Source organism: Agreia bicolorata (assembly GCF_000938265.1).
In the GTDB taxonomy this organism is placed as follows: domain Bacteria; phylum Actinomycetota; class Actinomycetes; order Actinomycetales; family Microbacteriaceae; genus Agreia; species Agreia bicolorata.
In genome coordinates, this window is the sequence record NZ_JYFC01000005.1 from 119,870 (window position 1) to 143,704 (window position 23,835).

Consider the following 23,835-nt stretch of genomic DNA (forward strand, 5'->3'; position numbering starts at 1 on the left):
GCTAGGTGGCCGGCGGGTTGCGGTGCTTGTTCGCCGCAACCACGGCGGCCGCTTCGGCGCGTAGCGCATCCACCACCGTGCGCACGGCTAGGCGCTCGGCGCGATCGGGCCGCATCAGAATTGCAATGTGTCGCTCGGCGACAACACCCTGCAGATTCTTGAGCACGATGCGGTCGCGGTACGCTCCCGCAGCCGTGTAGCAGGGCAGCACAGCGACGCCGAGCCCCGCAGCTACCAGCGCCTCTGTCACGCGAGTATCGCCGAAGCGCTGGAAGAAGTTCACCGGAACCCCCGCGGCTTCGAAGATGTCGTTGAGCGTGCGCTCGAACGGGTAGCCCCAGGGCACCCCGATCCACTGCTCACCGATGAGGTCGCTCGGCACCAGAAACTCCTTATCGGCCAGGCGATGCCCGGGCGGAAGCGCGATGTCGAGGGGCTCGGTCATCAACGGCACGGCGAGCAGATTCTTGTCGCTCCAGAAGGCGGCCGGCTTCGGTGAATGCGCGAGCACGATGTCGAAGTCGCTTGTCAACGCGGGGAATCCCTCGGACTCCGGGTCGCGATCAGAGCAGTGCACAGTGAGGCCACCCGTCTCGGCGACGCGCTTGAGCATGCCAGGCAGCAGCATCTGCCCCGCCGTCGGGAAGGTCGCGAGCGAGACCGTGCCCGTAGGGTCGTTGCGGAACTCGTCCCACACGGCCTCGGCCTTCTCCAGCGCGATGGCAACGTCGGTCGCGCTACGCGCAAGCGCCCTGCCCGCGTCGGTCAGAGCGATGCCCCGACCCACCTTCTCGGTGAGCGGAAGCCCCGCCTCGGACTCGAGCTTGCGAAGCTGCTGCGAGATACCCGATGCGGTGCGATGGGTGGCTTTGGCCACCTCTGTGATGCTTCCTCGCTCGGCGAGTTCGCGCAACAGATTGAGTCGTCCGACGTCCATGAATTCGAGTCTAGATCACCGAAGCCAGGCTACACAGTCAACGAAGAACAATTCACTTGTAGTACGCGTTCTTCAAGCGCAGAGTGTTCACATAAGAACACTTCATTAGGCGGAAAGGACAGCACCATGATCATCGCTCTCGTCTCACTCTCCCTCCTCGCACTCGCAGGCGTCGTCGGCAGCATCGTGGTCGTGGTGCGCGACGGCTACCGCCCACAGCCCACGCGCTGATCAGAGACTCGAGAAGGCCTGGTCGTAGAGATCGAGCGCCCGGGCCACCTCGTCGTCGGTCACCACGCAGGGCGGCACGACGTGCAGCCTGTTGTCGGCGAAGAAGGGCAACAGCCCGAGCGATAGCAGCTTCGTCTTCAACGCCCCGATCACGGCCGGCGCGACGGGCTCGCGCGTCTCGGGGTCGGCGACGAGGTCGAGCGCCCAGAAGACGCCGAGGCCGCGCACCTCTCCGATGATCGATGGATGCTTGGCCTGCAGCGCGACGAGGCCCGGCCCGATGACATCGGTGCCCACCCGCTTCGCGTTGGCGACGATGCCCTCGCTCTCCATGGCGTCGAGCGCACCCACGATGGAGGCCATCGCGAGTGGATGTCCGGAGTAGGTGAGCCCGCCTGGAAAGACCGACTCATCGAACGCCGCGGCGATCGCCGGCGAAATGATCACGCCACCCACGGGAACATAGCCCGAGTTGACGCCCTTCGCGAAGGTGATGAGGTCGGGCACGACGATGTCGCCGGTCTCATCGGCGAGCGACTGGAACGCGAACCAGTCGCCCGTGCGTCCGAATCCGGCCATGACCTCATCGAAGATGAGAACGATGCCGAACTCGTCGGCGAGCGCGCGCACACCCGCGAGATATCCGGCCGGCGGAACGAGCACGCCGGCCGTTCCGGGGATCGTCTCGATGAGGATCGCGGCGATCGACGATGCGCCCTCGCTCTGGATGACGCGGCGCAGGTGATGCAGGGCCCGCTCGCTCTCCTGTTCCGGGCTCTCGCTCCAGAACTCCGAACGATACGAGAACGGACCGAAGAAGTGCACGTGCCCGCGCGCGTACTCGTTCGGAACGCGGCGCCAGTCCCCCGTCGCCACCACCGCGGCGCCGGTGTTGCCGTGGTACGAGCGATACATCGACAGCACCTTGTCGCGCCCCGTGTAGAGCCGGGCCATGCGGATTGCGTTCTCGTTCGCATCCGCCCCGCCGTTTGTGAAGAAGACCTTGCCGAAGCCCGACCCCGCACGCTCGAGGATGCGCTGGGCAGCCTCGCCGCGCGCGAGGTTGGCATGGGCGGGCGCAACGGTGGTGAGCACGTCGGCCTGCGCCTTGATCGCGTCGCGCACGGCCGGATGCTGATGGCCGATGTTCACATTGACGAGCTGGCTCGAGAAGTCGAGAAACTCGTTGCCGTCGTGATCCCAGACCCGCGTGCCGGAGCCGCCGGCGATGACCATCGGGTCAAGGGCGGCTTGCGCCGACCAGGAGTGGAAGACATGCGCCCGGTCGAGGTCGTATGCGCGCTTGCCGTCGTCAGAGGTGGGAATCACGGTGGTGCCTTTTCTTTCTGTTCGACGTTCCCTGAGCCTGTCGAAGGGAAGCTCTTCGACAGGCTCCCTTTGACAGGCTCAGAGAACGATGGTGATGGTGACGCTGGTGTTACTCGCCGCCGGCCTTCAGAGTGACGTCGATGGGCGTGAAGTCGGCACCTTCGGTGTCGACTCCCTCGTCTTTCAGCTCTGCCAGAGCCTTCTCGACGTACTCATTCGTGTGAGCGGATGCCGGGGGCTCGGCCGAGATCACCGTTGCGCCGGTCTCGTTCTTGGTTCCCATCGCGATGTCGACGGTCTGCTTCCAGGCGTCTTCGTCGATCATGCCGATGCCGCCGGAGGTCGACGGCCAGATCAGCTTGTTGACCTCGTTGGTCATCCACAGCTGGTGGCTCTCGCCCAGAGTTGAGCCCGCAGCGGTCACGATGGCCGCGGCTTTCTCCGGGTTGTCCTTGGCGTAGATCCAGCCCTTGATAGACGCCTTGATGAACTTGACGGTCTGGTCGGCGTAGGCGTCGTCATCTGCGAGCTTGGCCGAGTCGGCCCAGATCGCGTCCTGAAGCATGGCCGTGCCCTCCTTGTTCCAGTCGATCACGTTGAGATCGTCCGGGGTGAACAGCTTGCCCGTCGCCGGGTTGGTGGCCTCGAGCACCTGCGCGTATTCGTTGTAGGTCATGGCCTGCGCCGCATCGATGTCTCCGGCGAGGAAGCCGTTCATGTCGAACGCCTGCTGCACCAGGGAGATGTCGTCGGTCGCCACGCCGGCCTTCTGCATGCCGGCGAAGAGCTCCCACTCGTTGCCGTAGCCCCAGCTGCCGACCTTCTTGCCCTTCAGATCGGCCGCTGTGGTGATGTTCTTGTCTTTCATTGAGATCTGCGTTGTGGCGCTGCGCTCGAAGATTTGCGCCACGTCCGTGATCTCCGCGCCCTGCTCGATCGAGCCGAGCACCTTGGGCACCCAGGAGATCGCGTAGTCGGCGTCGCCGGCCGACAGCACGTCCTGCGGAACGATGTCGGCGCCACCTTCGAGGATCGTCACGTCGAGGCCCTCGTCTTTGTAGTAACCCTGGTCGAGCGCCGCGTAGTAGCCCGCGAACTGCGCCTGGGCGAACCACTGCAGTTGCAGGGTCACCGGGGTGAGTTCTCCGCTCGCGGAATCGGTGGAGTCGTCGGAGCCGCCCGAACTGCTGCAGCCCGCGAGCGCGAGCGCTGAGACCGCCGCGATGGCGCCGGTGACAATGAGGCGTTTGCTGTGTTTCATTGTTCCTCCTGTGTTGGTGCGGTGAATGGTGCAGGGCCGCCGGGGAGAGGCGGACTTCTAGGGGGCCGAGGCAGAGGCTCGGTGCGGGGAGACGAGCTTCTCGAGGCCCAGCGTCACGATGTAGAAGACGAGTCCGAGAATGATGGCGCCGAGCACATACGCGTAGGCGAGCGAATAGTTGCTCGAGGCAGCGGCGGAGGTGATCGACTTGCCGAGTCCGCCGATCGGACCGCCGAAGTACTCTCCGATGAGGGCGGAGATAACGGCCAGGCTCGACGCGATACGCAGCCCGATGAACAGGAAGGGAACTGCGCCGGGCAGGGTGACGGCACGCGTGGCCTGCCAGGCCGACGCGCCATACGCCCGCATCAGGTCGCGGTGCACGGGCCTGGCCTGGCGCAGACCACGCAGGGTGTTGAGATAGACCGGAATGAACACGGCGAGAGCAGCGACGAGTTGCCTCGCCGTCTCTTTGTCGGCGCCGAACATCGTGTAGAACACGGGGGCCAGCGCGACGATGGGAATCACCGATGCGGCCGCGACGAGTGGTGCGCTCAGCTCGTCGGTGATGGGCAGCACGGTGGCGATGATCGCCGCAATGATGCCCACGACCGCCCCGATCAGGAGACCGATGAGCGCGTTCGCCCCCGTCACAAGACTCGCCGCCCATACGCTCGAAACGCTTCCTGAGAACTCCGTCGCTATGGAGACCGGCGATGGCAGAACAAACGGCTTGATCTCGAGCGCGACCACGGCCAGCTGCCAGAGCGCGACCGCGAGCACGCCGAGAAGGATCGGCGCGAGGATCGTGCGCGGCAACGACGCGGACTGTTTCATCGTTGATCGACCCCTCTCGCGGCGGGCGCCCCCGCGGCCTCGCCGTGCAGGCTCTCGCGCACGGCCACCACAGCTTCGAAGAAGCTGTCGGCCTCGCGCAGCCCCTCGCCACGCCCTTCCGCACGACCGAGGTCGACGGCGATGACGTCGCGGATGCGTCCGGGGCGGGGCGACATCACCACGACCCTGTTCGATAGGAATACCGCTTCGGGGATCGAGTGCGTGACAAAGACCACGGCTGCCCCTGTCTCAGCGCAAATGCGCACGAGCTCGGTCTGCATGCGCTCGCGCGTCATCTCGTCGAGCGCTCCGAAGGGCTCGTCCATCAGCAGCAGGCCGGGGCTCTCGGCAAGGGAACGGGCGATGGCGACGCGCTGCTGCATTCCGCCCGACAGCTGGTCCGGGTACTTGTCGGCGAAGTCAGCGAGCCCGACGAGCGACAGCAGCTCCGAAGACCGCGCACCGCGCTCTGCCTTGCCGACCTTGTGCAGCTCGAGCGGAAGCTCGATGTTCGCGCGCACCGTTCGCCAGGGCAGCAGTCCTGCCTGTTGGAACGCGATGCCGTAAGCCTGGTCGATGCGAGCCTGACGGGCCGTTTTGCCGAACACCTCGATCGATCCGCTCGTGGGCGTGTCGAGGTCGGCGATCAGCCGCAGCAGCGTCGACTTGCCGCACCCGGACGGACCGATGAGCGACACGAACTCGCCCGGCGCGATCGTGAGGTCGACGGCTTCGAGCGCCGTCACATCCGCGCCCTTGCGTGAGGCGAATACCTTGCCCACCCCGGTCACAGAGACGGCCGCAGGGCCGGTGGATGCGATGGGCTGGTTCTGTGCAGACGATTCGGTGCTCATGCGGGGGTTTCTCCTCGACGGTAGCGGGCGAGGGCTAGGCCGATCAGGGCGACGACGCCGGCGGCCAGGAGGCCGACCAGGACCGCCCCGAAGATGGGCGCCCACGGTTTGGCGGGGTCTCCCCCGGCCGCGGCGGCATACTCCACGATCATTCGTCCGATGCCGCCGCGCAGACCGATCGACACCTCGGCCACGACGGTGCCGATGACGGCGTTGGCCGCGGCGAGCCGCAGGGCGGGAAGCAGATAGGGCACGCTCGCCGGCAGACGGAGCCTGACGAGCGTCGCCCACCAGCCCACGGAGTAGGTGCGCATGAGTTCGACGTGGTTCACATCGGGAGATCCGAGCCCGCGCAGGGCTCCGATCGACACGGGGAAGAACGCGAGGTACGAGGCGATCAGGGCGACCGACATCCAGTTCTCCCAGCTGAACGATCCGATCTCGATCTGCGAGCCCCACCGCTTGACCAGCGGAGCGATGGCGATGAGTGGAACGGTCTGGCTGAGCACGATCCACGGAAGGAGCGCCGACTCCGCCGTTCGGAAGCGCTGCATGAAAATGGCGAGCACCATGCCCACGACAACGCCGACGAACCATCCCACAGCGGCCACGCCGAGGCTGAAGAACGATGCCTGCAGCACGGCCTGCCACATCATCTCGTCGTCACCGGCCGAGCGAACGGGGCGGAACAGCCGGGCAACCATGTCCCAGACGTGGGGCATCGCCAGGTCGCTGGTGCGCGGGAGCACAGTGAGGTCGCCGATCACCACACCGGTCGCCGGCCCGAGCGCCTTGTACAACTCCCAGATTGCGGCCAGCACTACAACCCCGAGCACTCCGAGGAGTACGCGGCGGCCGAGTGGAGAACCGGTTCGGGTCATGCCTTGGCCGTGATGTGCTCTTTGAGCGCCGGGATGACCGTCTCGCCGTACACGCGGAGGGTCTCCTCCTTGTTGTCGTGCTGCAGGTAGCCCGCGAACTGGGTCACGCCGATGTCTTTCAGCTTCTTGAGCTTCTCGATGTGGTCGTCTGCGGTTCCGAGCAGGCAGAATCGGTCGACGATCTCGTCGGGCACGAAGGCGGTGTGGCTGTTGCCGGCCCGACCGTGCTCGTTGTAGTCGTAGCCCTCACGGTCTTTGATGTAGTCGGTCAGCGCGGTCGGAACGGACGAGTCGGAGCCGTACTTCGACACGATGTCGGCCACGTGGTTGCCCACCATGCCGCCGAACCAGCGGCACTGGTCGCGCATGTGCTGCCAGTCGTCGCCGATATACATCGGGGCTGCGACGCAGAAGGCGATCTCGTCGGGATCGCGGCCGACGTTCTCCGCTGCCGCACGAACGGTCTTGATCATCCACTCCGCGATGTCGAGGTCGGCCAGCTGCAGGATGAAGCCGTCGCCGACCTCGCCCGTGAGTTTCAACGCGAGCGGACCGTATGCGGCGACCCAGACATCCAGCTCACTGCCGACGCTCCACGGGAACCGCAGCTCCGCGCCGTTGTACTCGACGGGTCGGGAGTTGGCCAGCTCGCGGATCACGTGGATCGACTCGCGCAGCGCCTTGAGGGTGGTGGGCGCACCGTTGGTAACGCGCACCGCCGAGTCACCCCGACCGATGCCCATGATGGTGCGGTTGCCGTACATCTCGTTGAGCGTGGCGTAGAGCGATGCCGTGACGGTCCAGTCTCGCGTGGCCGGATTCGTGACCATGGGGCCGACCTTGACCCGATGGGTCTCGTTCAAAATCTGGCTGTAGATCACATAGGGCTCCTGCCAGAGCAGGTGGGAGTCGAACGTCCACACGTATTCGAATCCGTGCTGCTCTGCCAGCTTGGCGAGATGCACCGTGCGGGAGGCGGGCGGGTTGGTCTGGAGTACTGCGCCGAATTCCATGCGTGGTCCTTAGATGAGGTACTGCGAGAGGCCGCGTTTGATGAACCTGCCGTCGCCCTTGGCGCCGAGGTACTGGTTGTCGTCGACGACGACCTTTCCGCGAGAGAGCACCGTGTCGACATGACCGTCGATCTCGTAGCCCTCGTAGGCCGAGTAGTCGAGGTTCATGTGATGCGTCTTCTCGTAGCCGATCGACGTGTGGCCATTGGGGTCGTAGACGAGAATGTCGGCATCGGCGCCCGGCTGGATCACGCCTTTCTTTCCGTACATGCCGAACATACGCGCGGGCGTGGTCGAGGTGATCTCGACCCAGCGCTCCAGCGAGATGTGGCCGTTGACGACGCCCTGATAGAGCAGATCCATGCGGTGCTCGACGGAGCCGATGCCATTGGGGATCTTGGTGAAATTGCCCACGCCGAGCTCTTTCTGACCCTTCATGCAGAAGGGGCAGTGGTCGGTCGAAACCATCTGGATGTCGTTGGTGCGGAGCGCCTGCCACAGCTGGTCCTGGTGGTGCTCGTGCTTCGATCGCAGCGGCGTGGAGCACACCCACTTGGCACCCTCGAATCCCTCGGCTCCCAGGTTGTCTTCGAGAGACAGGTACAGGTACTGCGGGCAGGTCTCTCCGTAGACGTTCTGTCCGTTGTCGCGTGCAGTCGCGATCTGCCCGACCGCCTGCTTTGCCGAGACATGCACCACGTAGAGCGGCGCACCTGTGAGATTCGCGAGCATGATCGCGCGGTGCGTGGCCTCCTCCTCCATCTGCCACGGGCGGGAGACGCCGTGATAGTAGGGCTCGGTGTAGCCGTCTTTCACGAGCTGCTGCGCGAACACGTCGATGGCCGACCCGTTCTCGGCGTGCATCATCGTCATGAGGCCGGTAGCCGCCGACTTCTGCATCGCCTGCAGGATCTGCCCGTCGCTGCTCAGGAACACCCCGGGGTAGGCCATAAAGAGCTTGAAGCTCGAGACGCCCTCGTCGAGGAGACCGTCCATGGCTCGCAACGACTCCTCGTTGACATCTCCGATGATCTGGTGGAATCCGTAGTCGATGGCGCAGTTGCCGGCGGCCTTCTCATGCCACGCCGCCAGGCCATCCTGAACCTTTTCGCCATACGACTGGATCGCGAAGTCGACGATCGTGGTTGTGCCGCCCCAGGCCGCGGCCCGGGTTCCGGTCTCGAACGTGTCGGATGCCTCGGTTCCGCCGAACGGCATCTGCATATGGGTGTGGGCGTCGATGCCACCCGGGATGACGTACTTGCCCGTTGCATCGATGACCGTGTCGACGGCGGAGGTGAGGTCGGTGCCGAGAAGCACCGAGCCGGGCTCGAGAACCGCGGCGATCGTCTCGCCGTCGATGAGCACATCTGCCCGGGCGCGACCGGTCGAGGAGACGACCGTTCCGCCGGTGATCAGCGTCGTTGCCATGTCGTCCTCCTCGTTACGGTGCGACCGTCGCCGTGTAGGAGTCGGGGCGACGATCGCGATAGAACTGCCACGAATTGCGCACCTCACGCAGCACCTCGAGGTCGAGGTCGCGCACGACGATCTCCTCGGTGTCGGTCGACGCGACGTCTCCGACGTAGTTGCCGCGCGGGTCGACGAAGTACGAGCTGCCGTAGAAGGTCACGGCGTCGTCACCGAACTCCTCGGTCTCGGTGCCGATGCGGTTATTCGCGCCGATGAAGTACTGGTTAGCCGCGGCCGCGGCGGGCTGCTCGAGTTCCCACAGGCGGTTCGACAGTCCGGGCTTCGTGGCCGACGGGTTGAAGACGATCTGGGCGCCGTTCAGACCGAGTTCGCGCCACCCCTCAGGGAAGTGGCGGTCGTAGCAGATGTAAACGCCGACCTTGCCGACAGCGGTGTCGAAGACGGGGTAGCCGAGATTGCCGGGGCGGAAGTAGAACTTCTCCCAGAACTGCTGCAGATTCGGGATGTGATGCTTTCGGTACTTGCCGAGCACACTGCCGTCGGCATCGACGACGACCGCGGTGTTGTAGAGAACGCCGGGCTGCTCCTCTTCGTAGATCGGCAGCACGATCACCATCGATAGTTCCTTGGCCAACGCCTGGAACCTCTGCACTGTGGGGCCATCGGCTGCCTCGGCATAGTCGTAGTACTTCGCATCTTGAATGATGCCGAAGTAGGGGCCGTAGAACAGCTCCTGGAAGCAGATGATCTGCGCTCCCTGAGCAGCCGCGTCGCGCGCGAACTGCTCATGCTTGGCGATCATCGACTCTTTGTCGCCTGTCCAGGTCGCCTGGGTGAGTGCTGCACGTACTACCGTCATTGCATCGTCCTCTCGCTGAGCGCTGAGCATTTCCGCTCGAACCCCGTTTTGTTATTGTCAGGGTTGAACATTTCTCTTAGATTTCAGATTGTGACGTCGGCGTAAATAAGTCAAGGGTTGACCGCACCACGAAAGGACGGCCGAAGTGCTCGACACCATCACTGGCGCCGTTGAGACCAAGACTCCAGAGGGAATCGCCTCGGCCATCTCCCGCTTGATTCGTGGAGGCGCGCTGCGATCGGGAGAACGCCTGCCGACGGTTCGCGACGTGGCGGCGGCCCTCGGAGTGAGCCCGGCAACGGTGAGCAATGCGTGGCAGGCTCTCTCGAAAGTGGGGCTCATCACCTCACGCGGCAGGGCCGGCAGTTATGTGCTCGAAGCGTCGACAGCCTGGATGCCCCCGCACTACGGCGAGCTCGCGGGCTCGCATGTCGTGGCCAGGCTCGATCTTTCGACGGGAACGCCTGATCCCTTGCTGCTGCCCGATCTGGCGCTCGCGCTGGGCCACGTTCCGACCCGAGCAGACACGGCGAGTTACCTCGACATGCGTGTGCTGCCCGACCTCGAGAAGCAGCTGCGCGCATCCTGGCCCTTCGTGCCGGCGAGCCTCACGATTCTCGACGGGGCCCTGGATGCGATCAGCCGGTCGCTCGAGGCGATCGTGCGTTACGGAGACAGGGTCGTGGTCGAGAACCCTGGATTCCCCGCTTTCCTCGACCTGCTCGAACAGCTCGGGGTCGAGGCGATTCCCGTGGCGATCGACTCCGAGGGCATGAGGCCCGAGCTGCTCTCGTCCGCGCTCGATCTCAATCCCGCGGCCATCATCATTCAGCCCCGGGCACAGAACCCCACAGGGGTATCGCTCACCGCCGGCCGAGCGCGCGAACTGGCGCGCGTCATCCGCGCCAAGTCGCACCTCACTGACCCCGTGATCATCGAGGACGACCATTCGGGCGAGATCACGACGGGCCCGGCGTTCAGTCTCGGTGAGTGGTTTCCGCATCGCACTCTGCATGTTCGGAGCTTCGCGAAGTCGCACGGTCCCGATCTGCGCATCGGAGCGCTTGGCGGCCCCACCGCCATCATCGACCGGGTGGTCGCGAGGCGCATGGTGGGACCAGGCTGGACCTCGCGCATGCTCCAGACGATCCTCTATCAGTTGCTCACCGCATCGCCGAGTGTTACGCAGATCTCGGAGGCAAGGCGCGTCTATCACGCCCGGCAACGCGCCCTTTCCGAGGCGCTCGTTCGCAACGGCGCAGACCACTCCCCTTCGGATGGCATCAATACGTGGCTCCGCGTGCGCGACGAAAAGGCGGCGATTCTCTCACTCGCAGCGTCCGGAATCAAGGTCGCCGCCGGAAGCTCGTTCTACGCGGTTCCTCTCGAAAGCGAGCAGTTCATTCGCATTACGGCGGGCCGTGTCCGCGACGACTTCGACCAGGTCGGCAGGCTGCTGGCCTCGGCGGCCATCGCATCCTAGGGGCCGTTCGTTCTCGACGACGCGCCGCCGCCTCGCCTCTGCGTACGCTGCCGACGTGGGCTGCGCGTCAGGCCGACATGGCTATCCAGTCTCGGACCGCCGCGAAGTTCATCTGCGCCTCGGCATGGAGCTCGATGCTTCGTGAGCCCAGCTGCGCAGAAACGATCGCACGGCGCTCGATGAGATCGTTCAGACTCGCGGCGACCTTGTCGACCGCGAACGGCTCATTGATATCGACTGTCCACGGCTCCAGCTTGAGCATCGTCGCGAGTTCTTTCACCTTGACGTCGTATGCAAGGACAAAAGCGGGAACCCCGAGGATGGAGGCCATAACGATCGCGTGGAGCCGCTCGCTGACGATGATGTCGCACCGGGCGATTGTCTCCGCGGCGTCGACGTGCGATGCCAACGGACTGCGAACGAACGGGATCGATGGAATACGCGCTGCGAACGCGTTCAGCACCTCTGCATCGTCGTGCTCCTTGAATCCGATCTGCATCGGAAGGGAGTGCAATTCGATCGGATGATCCGCGTGGACCTGCTCGAGCACACGAGCCAGATCCGTGAGAAAGCGTTCCCAATTGGAGGGGTTCTCGATATCGAAGTTGAGATTCAGCGCGATCCGCACCGGTCGTGTCGCGGCGGCTGCGGAGTGGACGGGCGGCGCCGGTTCGCCAGGTGTGCGATCTCCAGCCCCGAGCAATGCGACACGGTCGAGAGAGAAGACGGCATCGGTGGCGAGAATAGGCTCGACTCCGACCGATAGACACGTCGATGCCGATCTCTCGTCGCGCACGGTCAACTCGTCGACCTGCGACAGGATCATGCGGGCCAGACGGAGACCGCGCGGTGTACGCAAGGGGCCAACGCCGATGTTGAGCATCGCGATTGGTTTGCGCGCTATTCGATGCGCGAACGTCACGATTGCGAGGATCATCAGCAGCGTGGAATAGCGGTTCCGCCCGGTCGAGGCATAGAGCTCTTTGACGATGGAGCCTCCACCGAAGACGAGAAGGTCGCAGTGCAGCAGCTCGCGGAGGAGTTTCAGCCTGTCTCGCGCCGTGTCTATGACATCGACGGTGAAACGGCCCTTCAACTGGGTGCGGGTGTATTCCGGGTCGTAGCTGTTCACGACGTAGTGATGCTGTGCACCCAGCTGGGTGAGGAAGGTCTCGAGAAGCAGCTCGTCACCGATGTTGTATTGGCCATGGGTTCCGAGGAACACGATTCGCCGCGGTGTCGTGGTCATTATGGAGACTCCTTATCGGTGGATGGGTGAGTGCTGTCTTCGGGGTCTGGCTCGTCTGGCTCGTCCGGCCGCAGTCGCGCGCGCCAGCGAACAAGAAGCCCGCTGAACGCAAGGAGCAGCACGGTCAGGCCGATGCCGATCCAACTGGAGCCGACGACGCCTCCCGCCGGGGGCTCGAGGTCCTGCACGTCTGCGGCGGCAAGGTTGAGGAGCTCATCCTGGGTCAGGTTCGCGTGTTCGGGGTTTGCGGCCGGATCGACGTAGCCGTCCTTGCCGCCGGCGCTCTCCGTGTGCTCTGAGCAGCCAAGGTCGTCCGGATTGGTGATGGGCGTGACATTAGAGGGCAGTTCGAGCGTCTGGTAGACGTCATCCGGAACGAGCATGATTCCCTCGAACAGCATGGGATTCGTGTCGGTCTTGTCGATGGAGAACGTGTGGGAACCGGCGTCCGCATCGACCACACCGAGGTCTTGATAGCTGTAGCCGAAGTTCACCGGCACGAGCTGATCGGGAATCTCGCTCTCCAGCTGGTCGACGGACATGCCGCTGGTGTCGACCGCCACCCTGTCGGTCTTGTACACGTCGCCAGCGGCGAACATCTTGACGTTCTCTGCGGAGGACCGCAGCTCCATTGTCTGGTCGTAGCCGAGAGACGGGGCCGTCACGTGCAGCGTGTTCGCCGTGTTCGCCGTGCGCATGAGCACGTGATAGCGGCCGGCATTCGCGACCTTGACAGGAACGCTGATCTCCGTGGCTCGCGGCAAGCCGATGAACGAGCCGCGCAGCGTGCCGAACACGCCCGGTGTGATCATGCCCGTGCGATTCCATTTCGTATTCGAGAAGAGCAGGAACGATCGGAACATCGGCGACAGGTAGTAGTTCGACGCGACGACGTCCGGATTGAAGGCGAACATGCGCGTGTCAGGACCGGAGATCGCGTCCGGATGGTCGAGCAGATACATGTCGAGCGCCGACGTGGGTTCGTCGTCGGTGAGGAGGGTGATCGGCGAGTCCTGGCGAACGGTCTTCGGATCGAAGTACGGGGTGAACTCGAACGTGTAGCAGCGACTCAGATTCCGCCGGCTGAACACGAGGTCGAGGTAGCTCTGCCAGCTCGAGTCGACGAGCAGCGTCGGGCGGTCGGCCTTCGGCTGGTCGGTGATCTCGTAGAGCGCATAGCTGCTGTTCTGAAAACGCAGGGTGACATCGTCTTTCAGACGGGCGAGACCCGGCTCGACATAACTCTCGACATTCGGCAGATACTCCGCTCCGACTCCGTTGTTGGAGTGGATCTTCCTGTTCACGATGATGTACTTCACGTTGATGTCTCGAGCGACGTTGATCCACCAGTCTTGCTGGTAGTACAACCCGCGCAGGATGAGGAAGAACTCGAACTTGTTCTTCACGTCTCCCGTGAGCCCGTAGTAGTAGCTCGGCTTGTCGAGGTAGTAGATGAAGAACTTGTCGATGAACTTGTGGTCGACCCCGTTGCTGTCGGCGACCAGTTTGGCGGTCTCCGTCGGAGGAAGGACGACGGTCTTGCCCTCGGGGAGCTCATTCAGGGCCTGCTTCACCTGCTTGAGGTCATCGAGCGGGAACGGCGAGAGGAAGCCCGCCATGTTGCCGGAGCCGAAGACGGATCTGTAGGGATCGTTCGACCAGAACGGCGTGAAGAACACGGCGCCGATGCAGGCGGTGGCGAGCAGCTTGACCAGAAGCTCCGTACGCGCCTGGGTCCTCGTGGCGTTTCGCAGCGGTCGACTCGCACGAATGGGTCTAGACGCACGCACCCGAGGCTTCTTACGCGGGGAGTGCCGAAGCCACCGCCCACTGACGAAATCGATGAGGTAGGCGAGGGTCAAGGACATCACCAGAGGCGCGAGCATAAAGAGAATGAGCTGGAACCGATGCGGGAACCTCAGGATCTGCACGACCGTGCCCGCAGCCGTGACCACGAGATTGCCGATCGCCGAGTGGCTGTCGTTGGCGGTGATCGCCAGCGCGGCCAGCGTGCGGTGGAAGGTCGGGAACCACAGCGGCTCGCCGTATCCGATCGTGGCCCAGAGCGCGAAGCCGATCGCCACGTAGATCACGCCGAGCAGCTGCCGGTGGGGCCTGGTGCGGAAGAGGCGTCGCCGAACGGCCGGAATGACGAGCGGAACGAAGAGGAGCAACGTGTAGATCGCATCGGGATACCGGGGCACCTTCGCGAGGTAGTCTCCGAACAGGATCTTGTCGGTGATACCGGCCAGATCCCAAGAGAGTTCGTGCAGCCACGAGACCGACGCATCCTGAATGAAATAGAAGTCGCCCGGCACGGTGTCACTGAGATTGGACACCCCCGCGAGGGCGACGTACTTCACGAACAGTGCATACGGCACGAGGGTGATGAGCGCGTACATGCCGAACGCGAGCACGGTTCGCCCCGTGGTAGTAGCCGACCACAGCCGGAACCAGGCTAGGAGCCGTCGAGCGCGCCCGCGTTCGACCACCAGCCGATGAACCCGCCGCGGAAGCATCCCAAGGCGTGCGGGACCGCCCTTGCGGATCCAGTTGCCGATCTCGCCGACGAGCAGAGTGACGATCGTGAGGGCGAAGAACAGACTGAACAGAATCAGGTAGTGGATCGCGGGGTTCAGTAACGTCGCAATACAGGCGATCAGCATGTAGCGCTTCCACCTGCGGCCCGCGAAGAGTAGCGCGTACAGCATCCACAATGACGAGATGGTCATCAGCACCAGGCCGAGGATCAGGGTGTAGAAGTGCGTGATCTTGGAATACACCATGATCAGGTAGATGAGGCTGACGGGAAAGAACGTCGCCAGGTAAATCGCCTGCGATGACACCGAGGTGAACACCCGATCCATGAAACGGGCGACGGTGAGATAGGCCGCCCAGAAGAGCGCGGGAATAACGATCAGAATCGCGAACGGCAGAATCGTGTAGTAACGCAACCAGGTCGTGAGAAACGCGTAGCGCACCCGGAACTCGTATCCGTTGACCAGTTCGTTGAACTGCCCGGCAGCTTGATCGAGCAGCTGGCTGTGCCAGTTGAAGAACGGCACGAGCTCGTCGCCGGCGATGACGGCGTCGCCCCGCAGCACCGAGGGGATGGCCGTGAGCACGTCTCGGAAGATGATCAGGGAGGCGGCGAAGTACACGGCACCGGCGAGCAACGCGATCGTCCTGGCGGACAGACCGGCCGCTCCGGGCGGCCGCTCACTCCGACGGCGGATGCGCACGGGCTTCTGCTTCGATATCGCGAACGACGGCGTCCAATGCCAGACGCACGGCGTCGAGTCGCGGTGCGTTGCCGAGCTCATCGCCAGGTGGCGCAAGCTCGATCGCGAGGCAGGCCTGCGCGAGGTCGGTCGCTCCCAGCGCGAGGCTTCCGCCGCGAAGCCGATGGGCAATGAATCGAAGGTCTCCGGCGTCATTGTCCGCGAGCGCGCGTTCGAGCACGAGGATATCCTCCGCGCTGCGCACAACGAAAGTGCGCAGCACGTCGGCCTTCGCATCGGCTCCCAACTCGTCGAGCAGGCCGAAAGGACGAGCGCCCTCCGGTGCGACCTGCGGGTCGGCGACGACCGCAGCGAGCTCCACGGAAAGGAATGCGTGTCTCAGGTCCTCCGACGTGAACGGCTTCGAGATGTAGGCGTCCACGCCGGCCGCGAAACAGTCCTCACGGTCGCGAGTCGTCGCTCCTGCCGTGAGCGCGATGATGTACGGCTGGGCGATGCTCGCGTCCGCTGATCGGATGCGGCGCGTCGCATCAAGACCGTCGAGGATCGGCATGTGTACGTCCATCAGCACTACGTCGTAGCGTTCGCGCTCGACCGCCTCGACGGCGGCCTCGCCGTTCGACACCGTCGACGCGACATGTCCGAGTTTGGCCACAAGCCGTGTGGAGAGCAGCTGCAGTGTTGGATTGTCTTCGGCGATCAGGACCCGAAGCGGTCTAGACAACGGGCGCGCGGGCTCCGTGGTCGTGGCGACGAGCGAAGCGTCGGCGGTGTCGGCCTGCGCCGCCTGGTTCTGTGCCGCCTCGTTCTGTGCCACCTCGTTCTGCGCCGCCTCGTTCTGTGCCGCACTGGCCTCCATAACGATCTCGAACCAGAAGCGGGATCCTCTCCCCGGCTCGCTCTCGACCTCGATGAGGCCTCCCATCATGCCGACGAGCGACTGGCAGATCGACAATCCCAGCCCGGTTCCGCCGTGCACCCGTGTGGTGGACTCGTCACTCTGAGTGAAGGGTTCGAACAGGCGCGTCACCTGGTCCGGTTCGATGCCGGGACCCGTGTCGGTGACCTCGAATCGGATCGCATCGTTCTGGACACCGCGTGACACGATCAGGCGCACTTCGCCGCTACTGGTGAACTTCACGGCATTGCCGAGCAGATTGACCAGCACCTGTCGTAGGCGCGTCGCGTCGCCCACGACGAATCGGGGCACATCGGCGGCATACTCGGCGATGATGGGCAGCTGTTTGCTCTCCGCAGCGAACGAGAGCACCGTCGCGCTGCCGGTGACCAGTCGCTCGAGGTCGAAGCCGCGATGCTCGAGCTCGATGGCGCCTGCCTCGATCTTCGAAAAGTCGAGGACATCGGTGATGAGCTCCAGAAGCAGCGATCCGCTGAGCGATGCCTTCTCGACGTAATCGCGCTGAGTCGGGTCGAGGTCGGTGTCGAGCAGCAGCTCGTTCATACCGAGCACGGCGTTGAGCGGCGTCCTGATCTCGTGACTCATCGTGGCGAGGAACGTGCTCTTCGCCGCCGCGGCCTCGAGGGCCCTGTCTCGGGCACGTTCCAGATCGCCGTTCAGCGACTTCTCGTTCTGCCTCAGGCGCTCCGCGTCTGCAACGGCGATCAACAATCGCAGCAGTCCCGCCGCCAGAGCCCCGAAGGCGAAGTACTCCGGCACGTCGACGCTCGGCCCCATCTCGTTGAGCACGAGGATTGCGAGAGAGGCGGCCGAGAAGATCGCCGGAGCGAAGACGATTCCACGAAGCCGGGACTTCTGTGATTGCGGCTTCGGCACCGAGCACCATGCCGCGAGCGCGAACAACGCGGTCGCCGCAGGCCACATCACGTCGACGGGCGACCCCACACCGTAGTCGCCCACTGCCATCGACGGGGTCAGCATGATGTTGGATGCGACCATCAGCACGGATCCCGTGGCCAGCAGCGACCAGGCCAGGCTCGGCCTTCTGTCGAGGGCCGTCAGCGCGGCCACAAGCATGGCGAGGAACAACAACGGTGCAGACGGATACAACAATTCGACGGCCTCGGTGGACGTGAACGTCTCTCCCGCTGTGAAGGTGAAATAGGAGACGACGGCGAGCAGCCCCAGAGCGGCGATGAGCCCGTCGAGCCACACCGAGAGCGAGACTCGGGCCACGCGCGCCCGGATGATGAGGCCGAGACCGACGAAGACGCAGAGCGCGAAGACGACGTAGAGAATCTGCGAGGCCTCGGAATTCGGCTGCGGATCACCTGGCGCCACGGAGAGAGATTCGATCGCATCACCCGCCGTGAGCGAGAGGAGCGCGAGGCACAGGAACGACCACGCGAGACGCTCGCGCACCACCATCGCGACGCGCAAGCCGATGAACAGAGCAGAAGCAGCCTCGATCGCCAGGTAGCCCGCCGTGAACCACGCTCGGGCCCCGGGCGACGGAGCCAGAAGCCAGAGCGACGCCCCGTAGACCGCGGTCAGCGCGAAGAGAGCGATCAGCCCCGCTGCGACCGGTCGCGACGTCTCGAGCGGTCCGATCAGTTCTCTCGGCATTCTCACGCCTCCAGACCTCCCCCTGCTGCGACCGCGATCCGTGCTCGGCGTGGTCTCAAGAGTGCACCCCGCCGAACTCGTGGTCAACGATGTCGACATCACGTTTGAAAACTTTCCACGACTAGCGCGCCCGCGGGGCTATGCTCGGCTACACACCTCGCGTGGGGAGACGAGCATGGTGTACGACGATTCGAGCGTTTCTGCGGGCGCCCATGAATCCCGCGGCCTCCGGATCGGCGTGGTGTCTGCATTTCCTCCGGGCCGCAACAGCCTCAATGAGTTCGGCTTCCACCTGGTGAAGCACCTTGCCCGACTCGACGAGGTGAACGAGGTGCTTGTCTACTCGGACGAGACCACGGCTGGCGATCCGGACGCCATACAGAAGGTGACATTCCGCCCCTGCTGGCGTTTCAACTCGCTGAAGAACGTGCTGACCGTTCCCCGGGCGATCGCTCTGACGGCGCCCGACGCCGTCATCCTCAACCTGCAATTCGCCTCGTTCGGCGATAAGAGGATCCCCGGAGCTCTCGGCCTGTTCATCCCAGCGCTTCTGCGGTTCCGACGGGTGCCGACGCTTCTGATCCTGCACAACCTCGCCGACAATGTCGACATGAAAGACGCGGGCTTCGCGGGATCCGCTGTCGCCGCCCGAGCGATGACGTTAGCCGGGCGGATTCTGACACGCGTGCTGCTGCGCGCCGATCTGGTGGCGCTCACGATCCCGCGGTACGTCGAATTCCTCCAGTCGAGCTACGGGGCGCGCAACGCGATACTCGCACCGCATGGCAGCTTCGAAGAGATCGCCACCCCCTCCTTCGGCTCACCCTCCGGGCCCCGGACGATCATGGCCTTCGGCAAGTGGGGCACGTACAAGACGGTCGACATGCTCGTCGACGCCTACAGCGAGCTCCTTCGGCGCGGAGAGAAGAACATCCGGCTGGTGCTCGCGGGCACGGACAGTCCGAACTCGAGCGGGTATATGGCCGCGGCAGCAGATCGCTACGCCGACGTGCCGAATCTGGAATTCCCCGGATACATCGCGGAAGCCGATATCGCGAACCTTTTTCTCTCGGCCTCCGTTGTGGCATTTCCCTACACCTCGACAACCGGAAGCTCGGGGGTGCTCCACCAGGCAGGCGAGTACGGCAGGGCCGCCGTGCTTCCCCGTATCGGTGATCTCGTCGACATCGTCGAGGAGGAGGGCTTCCGCGGCGTGTACTTCGAGCCGGGCGACCCGATGAGCCTGGCGGATGCGCTGGCGCAGGTGCTCGACGACCCGGCGACTCAGGAGGCGCTCGGGCGCCGCAATTTCGCTGCCGCAACCGGCATTCCCATGTCCGAGGTCGTGCAGTGGCACATCGCGCATATCGAGCGGATCCTCGAGAAACGGCGACGGAGCATCCGATGAGCACGCCAGAAGTGACCACGACCGGAGCGAGCCGCAGGCTCGTGCGCGGCGGTTCGCTTCTGGCCGTTTCTATGCTCGTGGCCAATGCAGGCAACTACGCGCTCAACCTCTTTCTCGGTCGCGTGCTCACTCCCGCAGAGTTCTCTGACGCCAACCTGATGGTGACGTTCCTCTTCACGCTCACGTCAATCGCGCTCTGTCTGCAACTTGTGGCCGCGCGGTTCATCGCCCGCGCAGACGAGCTGGGATTCGCCGGAGACTCAGACGCGTTGGCGCGTCGCCTTCGCCGGATCGCGCTGATCGCCGGTACGGCGACCGGTGCAGTGCTCGCGGCAGCCTCGCCATTCTGGTCAACGATCTTCCAGACGGCGTCACCGTGGCCCTTCGTGATCCTCGGAGCGGGCATTCCGTTCTGGCTCGTGCAGGCGGTCGGCCGTGGGGTGATGCAGGCTCGCCTGTTGTTTCCGGCCCTGGCACTCTCTTTTGTACTGGAGATGGTCACGCGAGTCGGCTTGGGGATTCTGCTCGTGTCGTTCGGCTTTGGAGTTGAGGGCGCGACGATCGCACTGACCGTGTCGTTCATCGTGACCTGTGTGGCAGTGAGCTTCTTGAGCCACTCTCGCAGCGACCGCACCGGTGACGGGATCAGTGCAGTCGAGGTGCGCTCATATGCGGCACTCGTATCGGTTCTGCTCCTGGGACAGATCATCGCGAACAACAGCGATACATTCGTCGCGAAGGCATTCTTCGCACCCACCGACGCCGGCATCTACGCGGCGGTGGCACTCGTGGGACGCGCCGTCTTCTTCCTCACCTGGTCTGTGGCCACGGTCATCTTTCCGGTGGTGGCGCGTCGCCATGCGGCCGGGCGCGAGTCGTCCGCAGTGCTGCGGACAGGCATCCTGGTCGTCGTCGGCATCGGCGCGGCATGCGCCGCCGGCGCACTCTGGCTCGGCGGACCCGTTCTGGGAATCGTGCTCGGCCCGGCATATGGAGGCCTGTCGACGCCGCTCGCTGCGTACGCCGGAATGACGACGCTTTTCGCCGTCGGCAATCTCGTCGCGAGCTATCGCCTGTCGCAATCCCGAGTGACCGAATCGTGGATCCTGCTCGGCGCCTCGGTGCTGCAGGTCGCACTCCTGCTGGTCTGGCATGGCGACATTGCGACCCTGATCGCCATGCAGTTCATCGCCATGTCGACGCTGATCCTCGCCCTCGGCGGCCGGGCGATCGCCGGCCTGATCGGACAACCCGCCCGCACGTCCAGAGAGGTACTGCCATGACCGAGGTCTCATCCGCCTATCGCGCATACCGAGCGTGGGTGACCGAACCGCTGAGCAGTCCCCCGGCGGTATCTGTGGTCATTCCCGCATACAACGAGGAGTGGCGGATCCTGCCCACCATCGGGGCGATCGCCACGCATATGAGCGCCCGCGAGCAACCGTGGGAACTGATCATCGCCGACGACGGATCCACGGACTCGACAGTCTCTTTGGTGCGCGATCTGCGGTTCGCGAATCTGCGGCTGCTCGTCGCAGAGAAGAACGCCGGCAAAGGAGATGCGGTGCGGCGTGGAATGCTCGCAGCACGAGGACAAGTCGTGTTGTTCGCCGACGCGGATCAGTCCACGCCGATCGAACAGTACGATCGGCTCGCCGCCCTTCTCGACCACGACTTCGACGTAGTCGTCGGATCCCGCGCCGTCGAGGGGGCGGATGTGAGCGGCAAGAGCATGGGACGCCGTATTCTCAGCGCAGGACTGCACCTGCTTGTGTCGCGAGGCTTCGGTGTAGAGGTGGCCGATACACAATGTGGTTTCAAGCTCTTCACAGCGGGCGCAGCGAAGAAGTTGTTCTCGACGCAGCTGGTTGACGGTTTCTCGTTCGATCTCGAAGTGCTCTACCTCGCCCACAAATTTGGATTCCGCACGGCGGAAGTTCCGGTTGAGTGGATCGACGCCCCGGGCTCGACGGTCGATGCGGCGAAGGTGAGTCTGCAGTTCGTACGCGATCTGATGCGCATCCGCCTCTACGACCTGCGGGGCCGATATCAAGAAATGAGCCCGACGCATCCGCTCGGTTCAACACCCGTACCATTCGACAAGATCGACAGGGGAACACCGTCATGATCATCAGAACCGAGATCGAGCCGTCGCACCGCATCGTGCGCCTCGTCGGCCGCTTCGACGCCCACGAGACACCGTCTTTTCGGGCATCCGTCCTGAGCCTCGTCACCGCCGAGACGAATGTGCTGCAGATCGATCTCTCCCAGGTCGCCTTCGTCGACTCGACAGCTCTGGCCGAACTCGTCCGGCTGCAGAAGACGGCGAAGTCGTTCGGCGGCGAAGTGATCCTCGTGGATCTCTCGGACCCCGTTCGAGTGATTCTGGAGATCACAGACCTCGCGGAGATGTTCACCATCATCGATGCGGCGGAAGACTCGCCGTGACCGCTATTCCGCCGTCGATGAATGGAATCCAACCGGCTGGCTCCGGTGTGCCATCTCCCGTCGATGCCATCGACCTTCTGGCAGACTTGGCGATGCGGGATGCACGAGAATCGCCTCCATCGCTCGATGCCGTGCGGCGCGCCGCCGCGGTGGCGAAGCAATCGATAGCCGATCTCGAGTCGACGCAGCTCGCGCTTACCGAGGCCCTGATCGCGAGCCAGGATCGTCTGATCGCCGTGAGGGCGCTGGCTCAGATCAACGTTCAGGGAGTGGCCAGTGATGACACCGTCGGACTGCTTCTCGACAAAGCCCTCGCCCTCAGCGGGGCGTCGCAGGTGCTGCTCTTCGAGGAGAGGGTTGTGACGCTGGTCAGAGGCGAGGCGAGAGACCTGCACGAGCACACCGACATCGCTCTCCACAGCATTTCCGAGGCACCGGATCAGCTGCTCCGCACGACCGCATCCGACACCGCGATCATCAGCAGGCTCGATCCTGACGGTGAGGCCGAACGCCATCTGGTCTTCTTCCGCCCTCCCGACCACCCGTTCGCGACATCCGACGTTCCGCTCGTCGAGGCGATCAACTCGGCGCTCGGGGTGATGATGGCATTCAACGAGCTGCATCAGCGTGAGCTTCAGCAGGCGGCGGTCGAACGGGAGCATCAACTCGCCTCCGCGTTGGCTCAGTCGGTCATCACCGACGAGCCGCCGCGGTCGGCGACGATCGACATCTTCGCGAGGACCGTGCCAGCCTCGCTCACGGGAGGCGACTTCTACGTGTTCGGTCAGACAGACGGGGCGATCTGGTTCGCGGTCGGAGATGTCGCGGGAAAAGGGCTGCCGGCTGCCATGCTCATGACTCGGGCCGTCGCTGCCTGTCGGGTCGCTTTTCTCGCGCACCGCGACGAGTCGATCATCGAGGTCTTCACCCGAATCGAAGACGAGCTGTTCGATCACCTCGACGAGGCAGGCGTCTTCATCACCATGACTGTGGGCCACCTCGACGAGTCCACGCGGGCGGTCTCGCTGGTCAACGCCGGACACTCTCCCGTGCTCTTCATGGATGGGGAGAGCGCCCTCTCCCTGGCGGCATCCGTGCCGCCGCTGGGTGTCATTCGAGGTCGGGTCCCCATCGTCGCGACCTTCGTCATCGACGGAATCACGAGTCTCATCATCGGTTCCGATGGTCTGGCGGAGCAGAGTTCTCCCGACGAAGAGCTGTTCGGCTACGACAGATTCACCGAACTCTGCCGCGGATTGCAGGGACTGTCCAGCTCCGTCATCGGAGATGGCATCTTCGAGACCGTGGGCTCTTTCGCAGCGGGCAGCCCCGCGTCGGACGACTCGACCCTCGTCGTCATCACGCGATCAGGGGCCAGGTCGTGACCGTGGTCGCGGAGTCGAGCCTCCAACTTCAGCCGACCGCTCTCGCCATGCGCGAGATCGGGGGTTGGCTGCGTTCGGCGATCGATCACCTCGACGACACGACCGCGGCAGCGCTCTTCCCACGCGCCGAACTCGCGGTGCACGAGGCCTGCATGAATGTGATCGAACACGGGCAGCTGCCGGCCGGTGCGGTGGTCGACGTGAATCTCGTACTCGACAGCACCGAACTCACGGTCTGGGTCAGAGACTCCGGAACGGAGTTCGACCTCGCGGCAGTGACAAGCCCGGCACCGAACACGCTCCAGGAGCGCGGATACGGAATCAAGATCATCCGCTCCCTCGTGAGCGAACTCAGCTACAGGCGCATCGGCGAACAGAACGAACTCACGCTGCGGATCGACTTCGGAGGCACCCAGAATGCACAATGACCACAACGAAC

At 64.3% G+C, this 23,835-nt stretch carries 19 protein-coding genes; 7 read left to right on the forward strand and 12 right to left on the reverse strand.

Annotation, left to right across the window (positions count from 1 at the left end):
- Nucleotide 1 precedes the first annotated feature (1 nt).
- The 9 genes from TZ00_RS12370 to TZ00_RS12410 form a co-directional block, all read right to left on the reverse strand.
- Nucleotides 2-937, reverse strand: coding sequence for a LysR family transcriptional regulator (locus tag TZ00_RS12370; protein WP_044442142.1), 936 nt, complete (start codon nt 935-937; stop codon nt 2-4).
- A gap of 231 nt (nt 938-1,168) precedes the next feature.
- Nucleotides 1,169-2,494: an aspartate aminotransferase family protein gene (locus TZ00_RS12375; RefSeq protein ID WP_420796235.1), complete on the reverse strand. Its 1,326-nt coding sequence runs from the start codon at nt 2,492-2,494 to the stop codon at nt 1,169-1,171.
- A gap of 112 nt (nt 2,495-2,606) precedes the next feature.
- Entirely contained in the window at nt 2,607-3,758 is a 1,152-nt protein-coding gene (locus tag TZ00_RS12380) for an ABC transporter substrate-binding protein (protein WP_044442144.1), read from the reverse strand.
- A 57-nt stretch (nt 3,759-3,815) separates the two neighbouring features.
- Nucleotides 3,816-4,595 (reverse strand): ABC transporter permease, encoded by a 780-nt coding sequence (locus TZ00_RS12385; RefSeq protein WP_044442145.1) that lies wholly within the window; start codon nt 4,593-4,595, stop codon nt 3,816-3,818.
- Complete coding sequence (locus TZ00_RS12390) at nt 4,592-5,449, reverse strand: ABC transporter ATP-binding protein (protein WP_044442146.1); 858 nt, start codon at nt 5,447-5,449, stop codon at nt 4,592-4,594. The genes TZ00_RS12385 and TZ00_RS12390 overlap by 4 nt, the downstream gene beginning before the upstream one ends.
- Complete coding sequence (locus tag TZ00_RS12395) at nt 5,446-6,330, reverse strand: ABC transporter permease (RefSeq protein ID WP_044442148.1); 885 nt, start codon at nt 6,328-6,330, stop codon at nt 5,446-5,448. Before TZ00_RS12395 ends, TZ00_RS12390 begins: the two co-directional genes overlap by 4 nt.
- On the reverse strand, nt 6,327-7,343 hold the full coding sequence (locus tag TZ00_RS12400) for a TIGR03842 family LLM class F420-dependent oxidoreductase (RefSeq protein ID WP_044442150.1): 1,017 nt from the start codon (nt 7,341-7,343) through the stop codon (nt 6,327-6,329). The genes TZ00_RS12395 and TZ00_RS12400 overlap by 4 nt, the downstream gene beginning before the upstream one ends.
- Nucleotides 7,344-7,352: 9 nt before the next feature.
- Nucleotides 7,353-8,774 carry a dihydropyrimidinase gene (gene hydA, locus TZ00_RS12405; protein ID WP_044442152.1) on the reverse strand — a complete coding sequence of 474 codons (1,422 nt, stop codon included), beginning with the start codon at nt 8,772-8,774 and terminating at the stop codon, nt 7,353-7,355.
- A 13-nt stretch (nt 8,775-8,787) separates the two neighbouring features.
- A complete protein-coding gene (locus TZ00_RS12410; RefSeq protein WP_044442346.1) occupies nt 8,788-9,636 on the reverse strand; it encodes a nitrilase-related carbon-nitrogen hydrolase in 849 nt (282 codons plus the stop codon).
- A 145-nt stretch (nt 9,637-9,781) separates the two neighbouring features.
- Between TZ00_RS12410 and TZ00_RS12415 the strand changes: the two genes are divergently transcribed.
- On the forward strand, nt 9,782-11,119 hold the full coding sequence (locus TZ00_RS12415; RefSeq protein ID WP_044442153.1) for an aminotransferase class I/II-fold pyridoxal phosphate-dependent enzyme: 1,338 nt from the start codon (nt 9,782-9,784) through the stop codon (nt 11,117-11,119).
- 67 nt (nt 11,120-11,186) lie between these two features.
- On the opposite strand, the gene TZ00_RS12420 is transcribed toward TZ00_RS12415, so the two are convergent.
- The 3 genes from TZ00_RS12420 to TZ00_RS18945 are packed head-to-tail and all read right to left on the reverse strand — an operon-like array spanning nt 11,187 to nt 18,155.
- Complete coding sequence (locus tag TZ00_RS12420; protein WP_044442154.1) at nt 11,187-12,368, reverse strand: polysaccharide pyruvyl transferase family protein; 1,182 nt, start codon at nt 12,366-12,368, stop codon at nt 11,187-11,189.
- Nucleotides 12,368-15,610: a hypothetical protein gene (locus tag TZ00_RS12425; protein ID WP_044442155.1), complete on the reverse strand. Its 3,243-nt coding sequence runs from the start codon at nt 15,608-15,610 to the stop codon at nt 12,368-12,370. The genes TZ00_RS12420 and TZ00_RS12425 overlap by 1 nt, the downstream gene beginning before the upstream one ends.
- Nucleotides 15,588-18,155, reverse strand: a complete 2,568-nt coding sequence (locus TZ00_RS18945; protein ID WP_052521540.1) for a hybrid sensor histidine kinase/response regulator — start codon at nt 18,153-18,155, stop codon at nt 15,588-15,590. Before TZ00_RS18945 ends, TZ00_RS12425 begins: the two co-directional genes overlap by 23 nt.
- Before the next feature lie 175 nt (nt 18,156-18,330).
- Here TZ00_RS18945 and TZ00_RS12435 point away from each other — a divergent pair, with 175 nt between their 5' ends.
- The 6 genes from TZ00_RS12435 to TZ00_RS12460 are packed head-to-tail and all read left to right on the forward strand — an operon-like array spanning nt 18,331 to nt 23,824.
- Nucleotides 18,331-19,563: a glycosyltransferase gene (locus TZ00_RS12435; protein ID WP_044442156.1), complete on the forward strand. Its 1,233-nt coding sequence runs from the start codon at nt 18,331-18,333 to the stop codon at nt 19,561-19,563.
- On the forward strand, nt 19,560-20,846 hold the full coding sequence (locus TZ00_RS19705) for an oligosaccharide flippase family protein (RefSeq protein WP_044442157.1): 1,287 nt from the start codon (nt 19,560-19,562) through the stop codon (nt 20,844-20,846). Before TZ00_RS12435 ends, TZ00_RS19705 begins: the two co-directional genes overlap by 4 nt.
- On the forward strand, nt 20,843-21,691 hold the full coding sequence (locus tag TZ00_RS12445) for a dolichyl-phosphate beta-glucosyltransferase (protein WP_052521541.1): 849 nt from the start codon (nt 20,843-20,845) through the stop codon (nt 21,689-21,691). The genes TZ00_RS19705 and TZ00_RS12445 overlap by 4 nt, the downstream gene beginning before the upstream one ends.
- Entirely contained in the window at nt 21,688-22,011 is a 324-nt protein-coding gene (locus tag TZ00_RS18950) for an STAS domain-containing protein (protein WP_052521542.1), read from the forward strand. The genes TZ00_RS12445 and TZ00_RS18950 overlap by 4 nt, the downstream gene beginning before the upstream one ends.
- Nucleotides 22,008-23,396 carry a PP2C family protein-serine/threonine phosphatase gene (locus tag TZ00_RS12455; protein WP_044442158.1) on the forward strand — a complete coding sequence of 463 codons (1,389 nt, stop codon included), beginning with the start codon at nt 22,008-22,010 and terminating at the stop codon, nt 23,394-23,396. Before TZ00_RS18950 ends, TZ00_RS12455 begins: the two co-directional genes overlap by 4 nt.
- Nucleotides 23,393-23,824 carry an ATP-binding protein gene (locus TZ00_RS12460; protein ID WP_052521543.1) on the forward strand — a complete coding sequence of 144 codons (432 nt, stop codon included), beginning with the start codon at nt 23,393-23,395 and terminating at the stop codon, nt 23,822-23,824. Before TZ00_RS12455 ends, TZ00_RS12460 begins: the two co-directional genes overlap by 4 nt.
- The last annotated feature ends 11 nt before the right edge of the window (nt 23,825-23,835 follow it).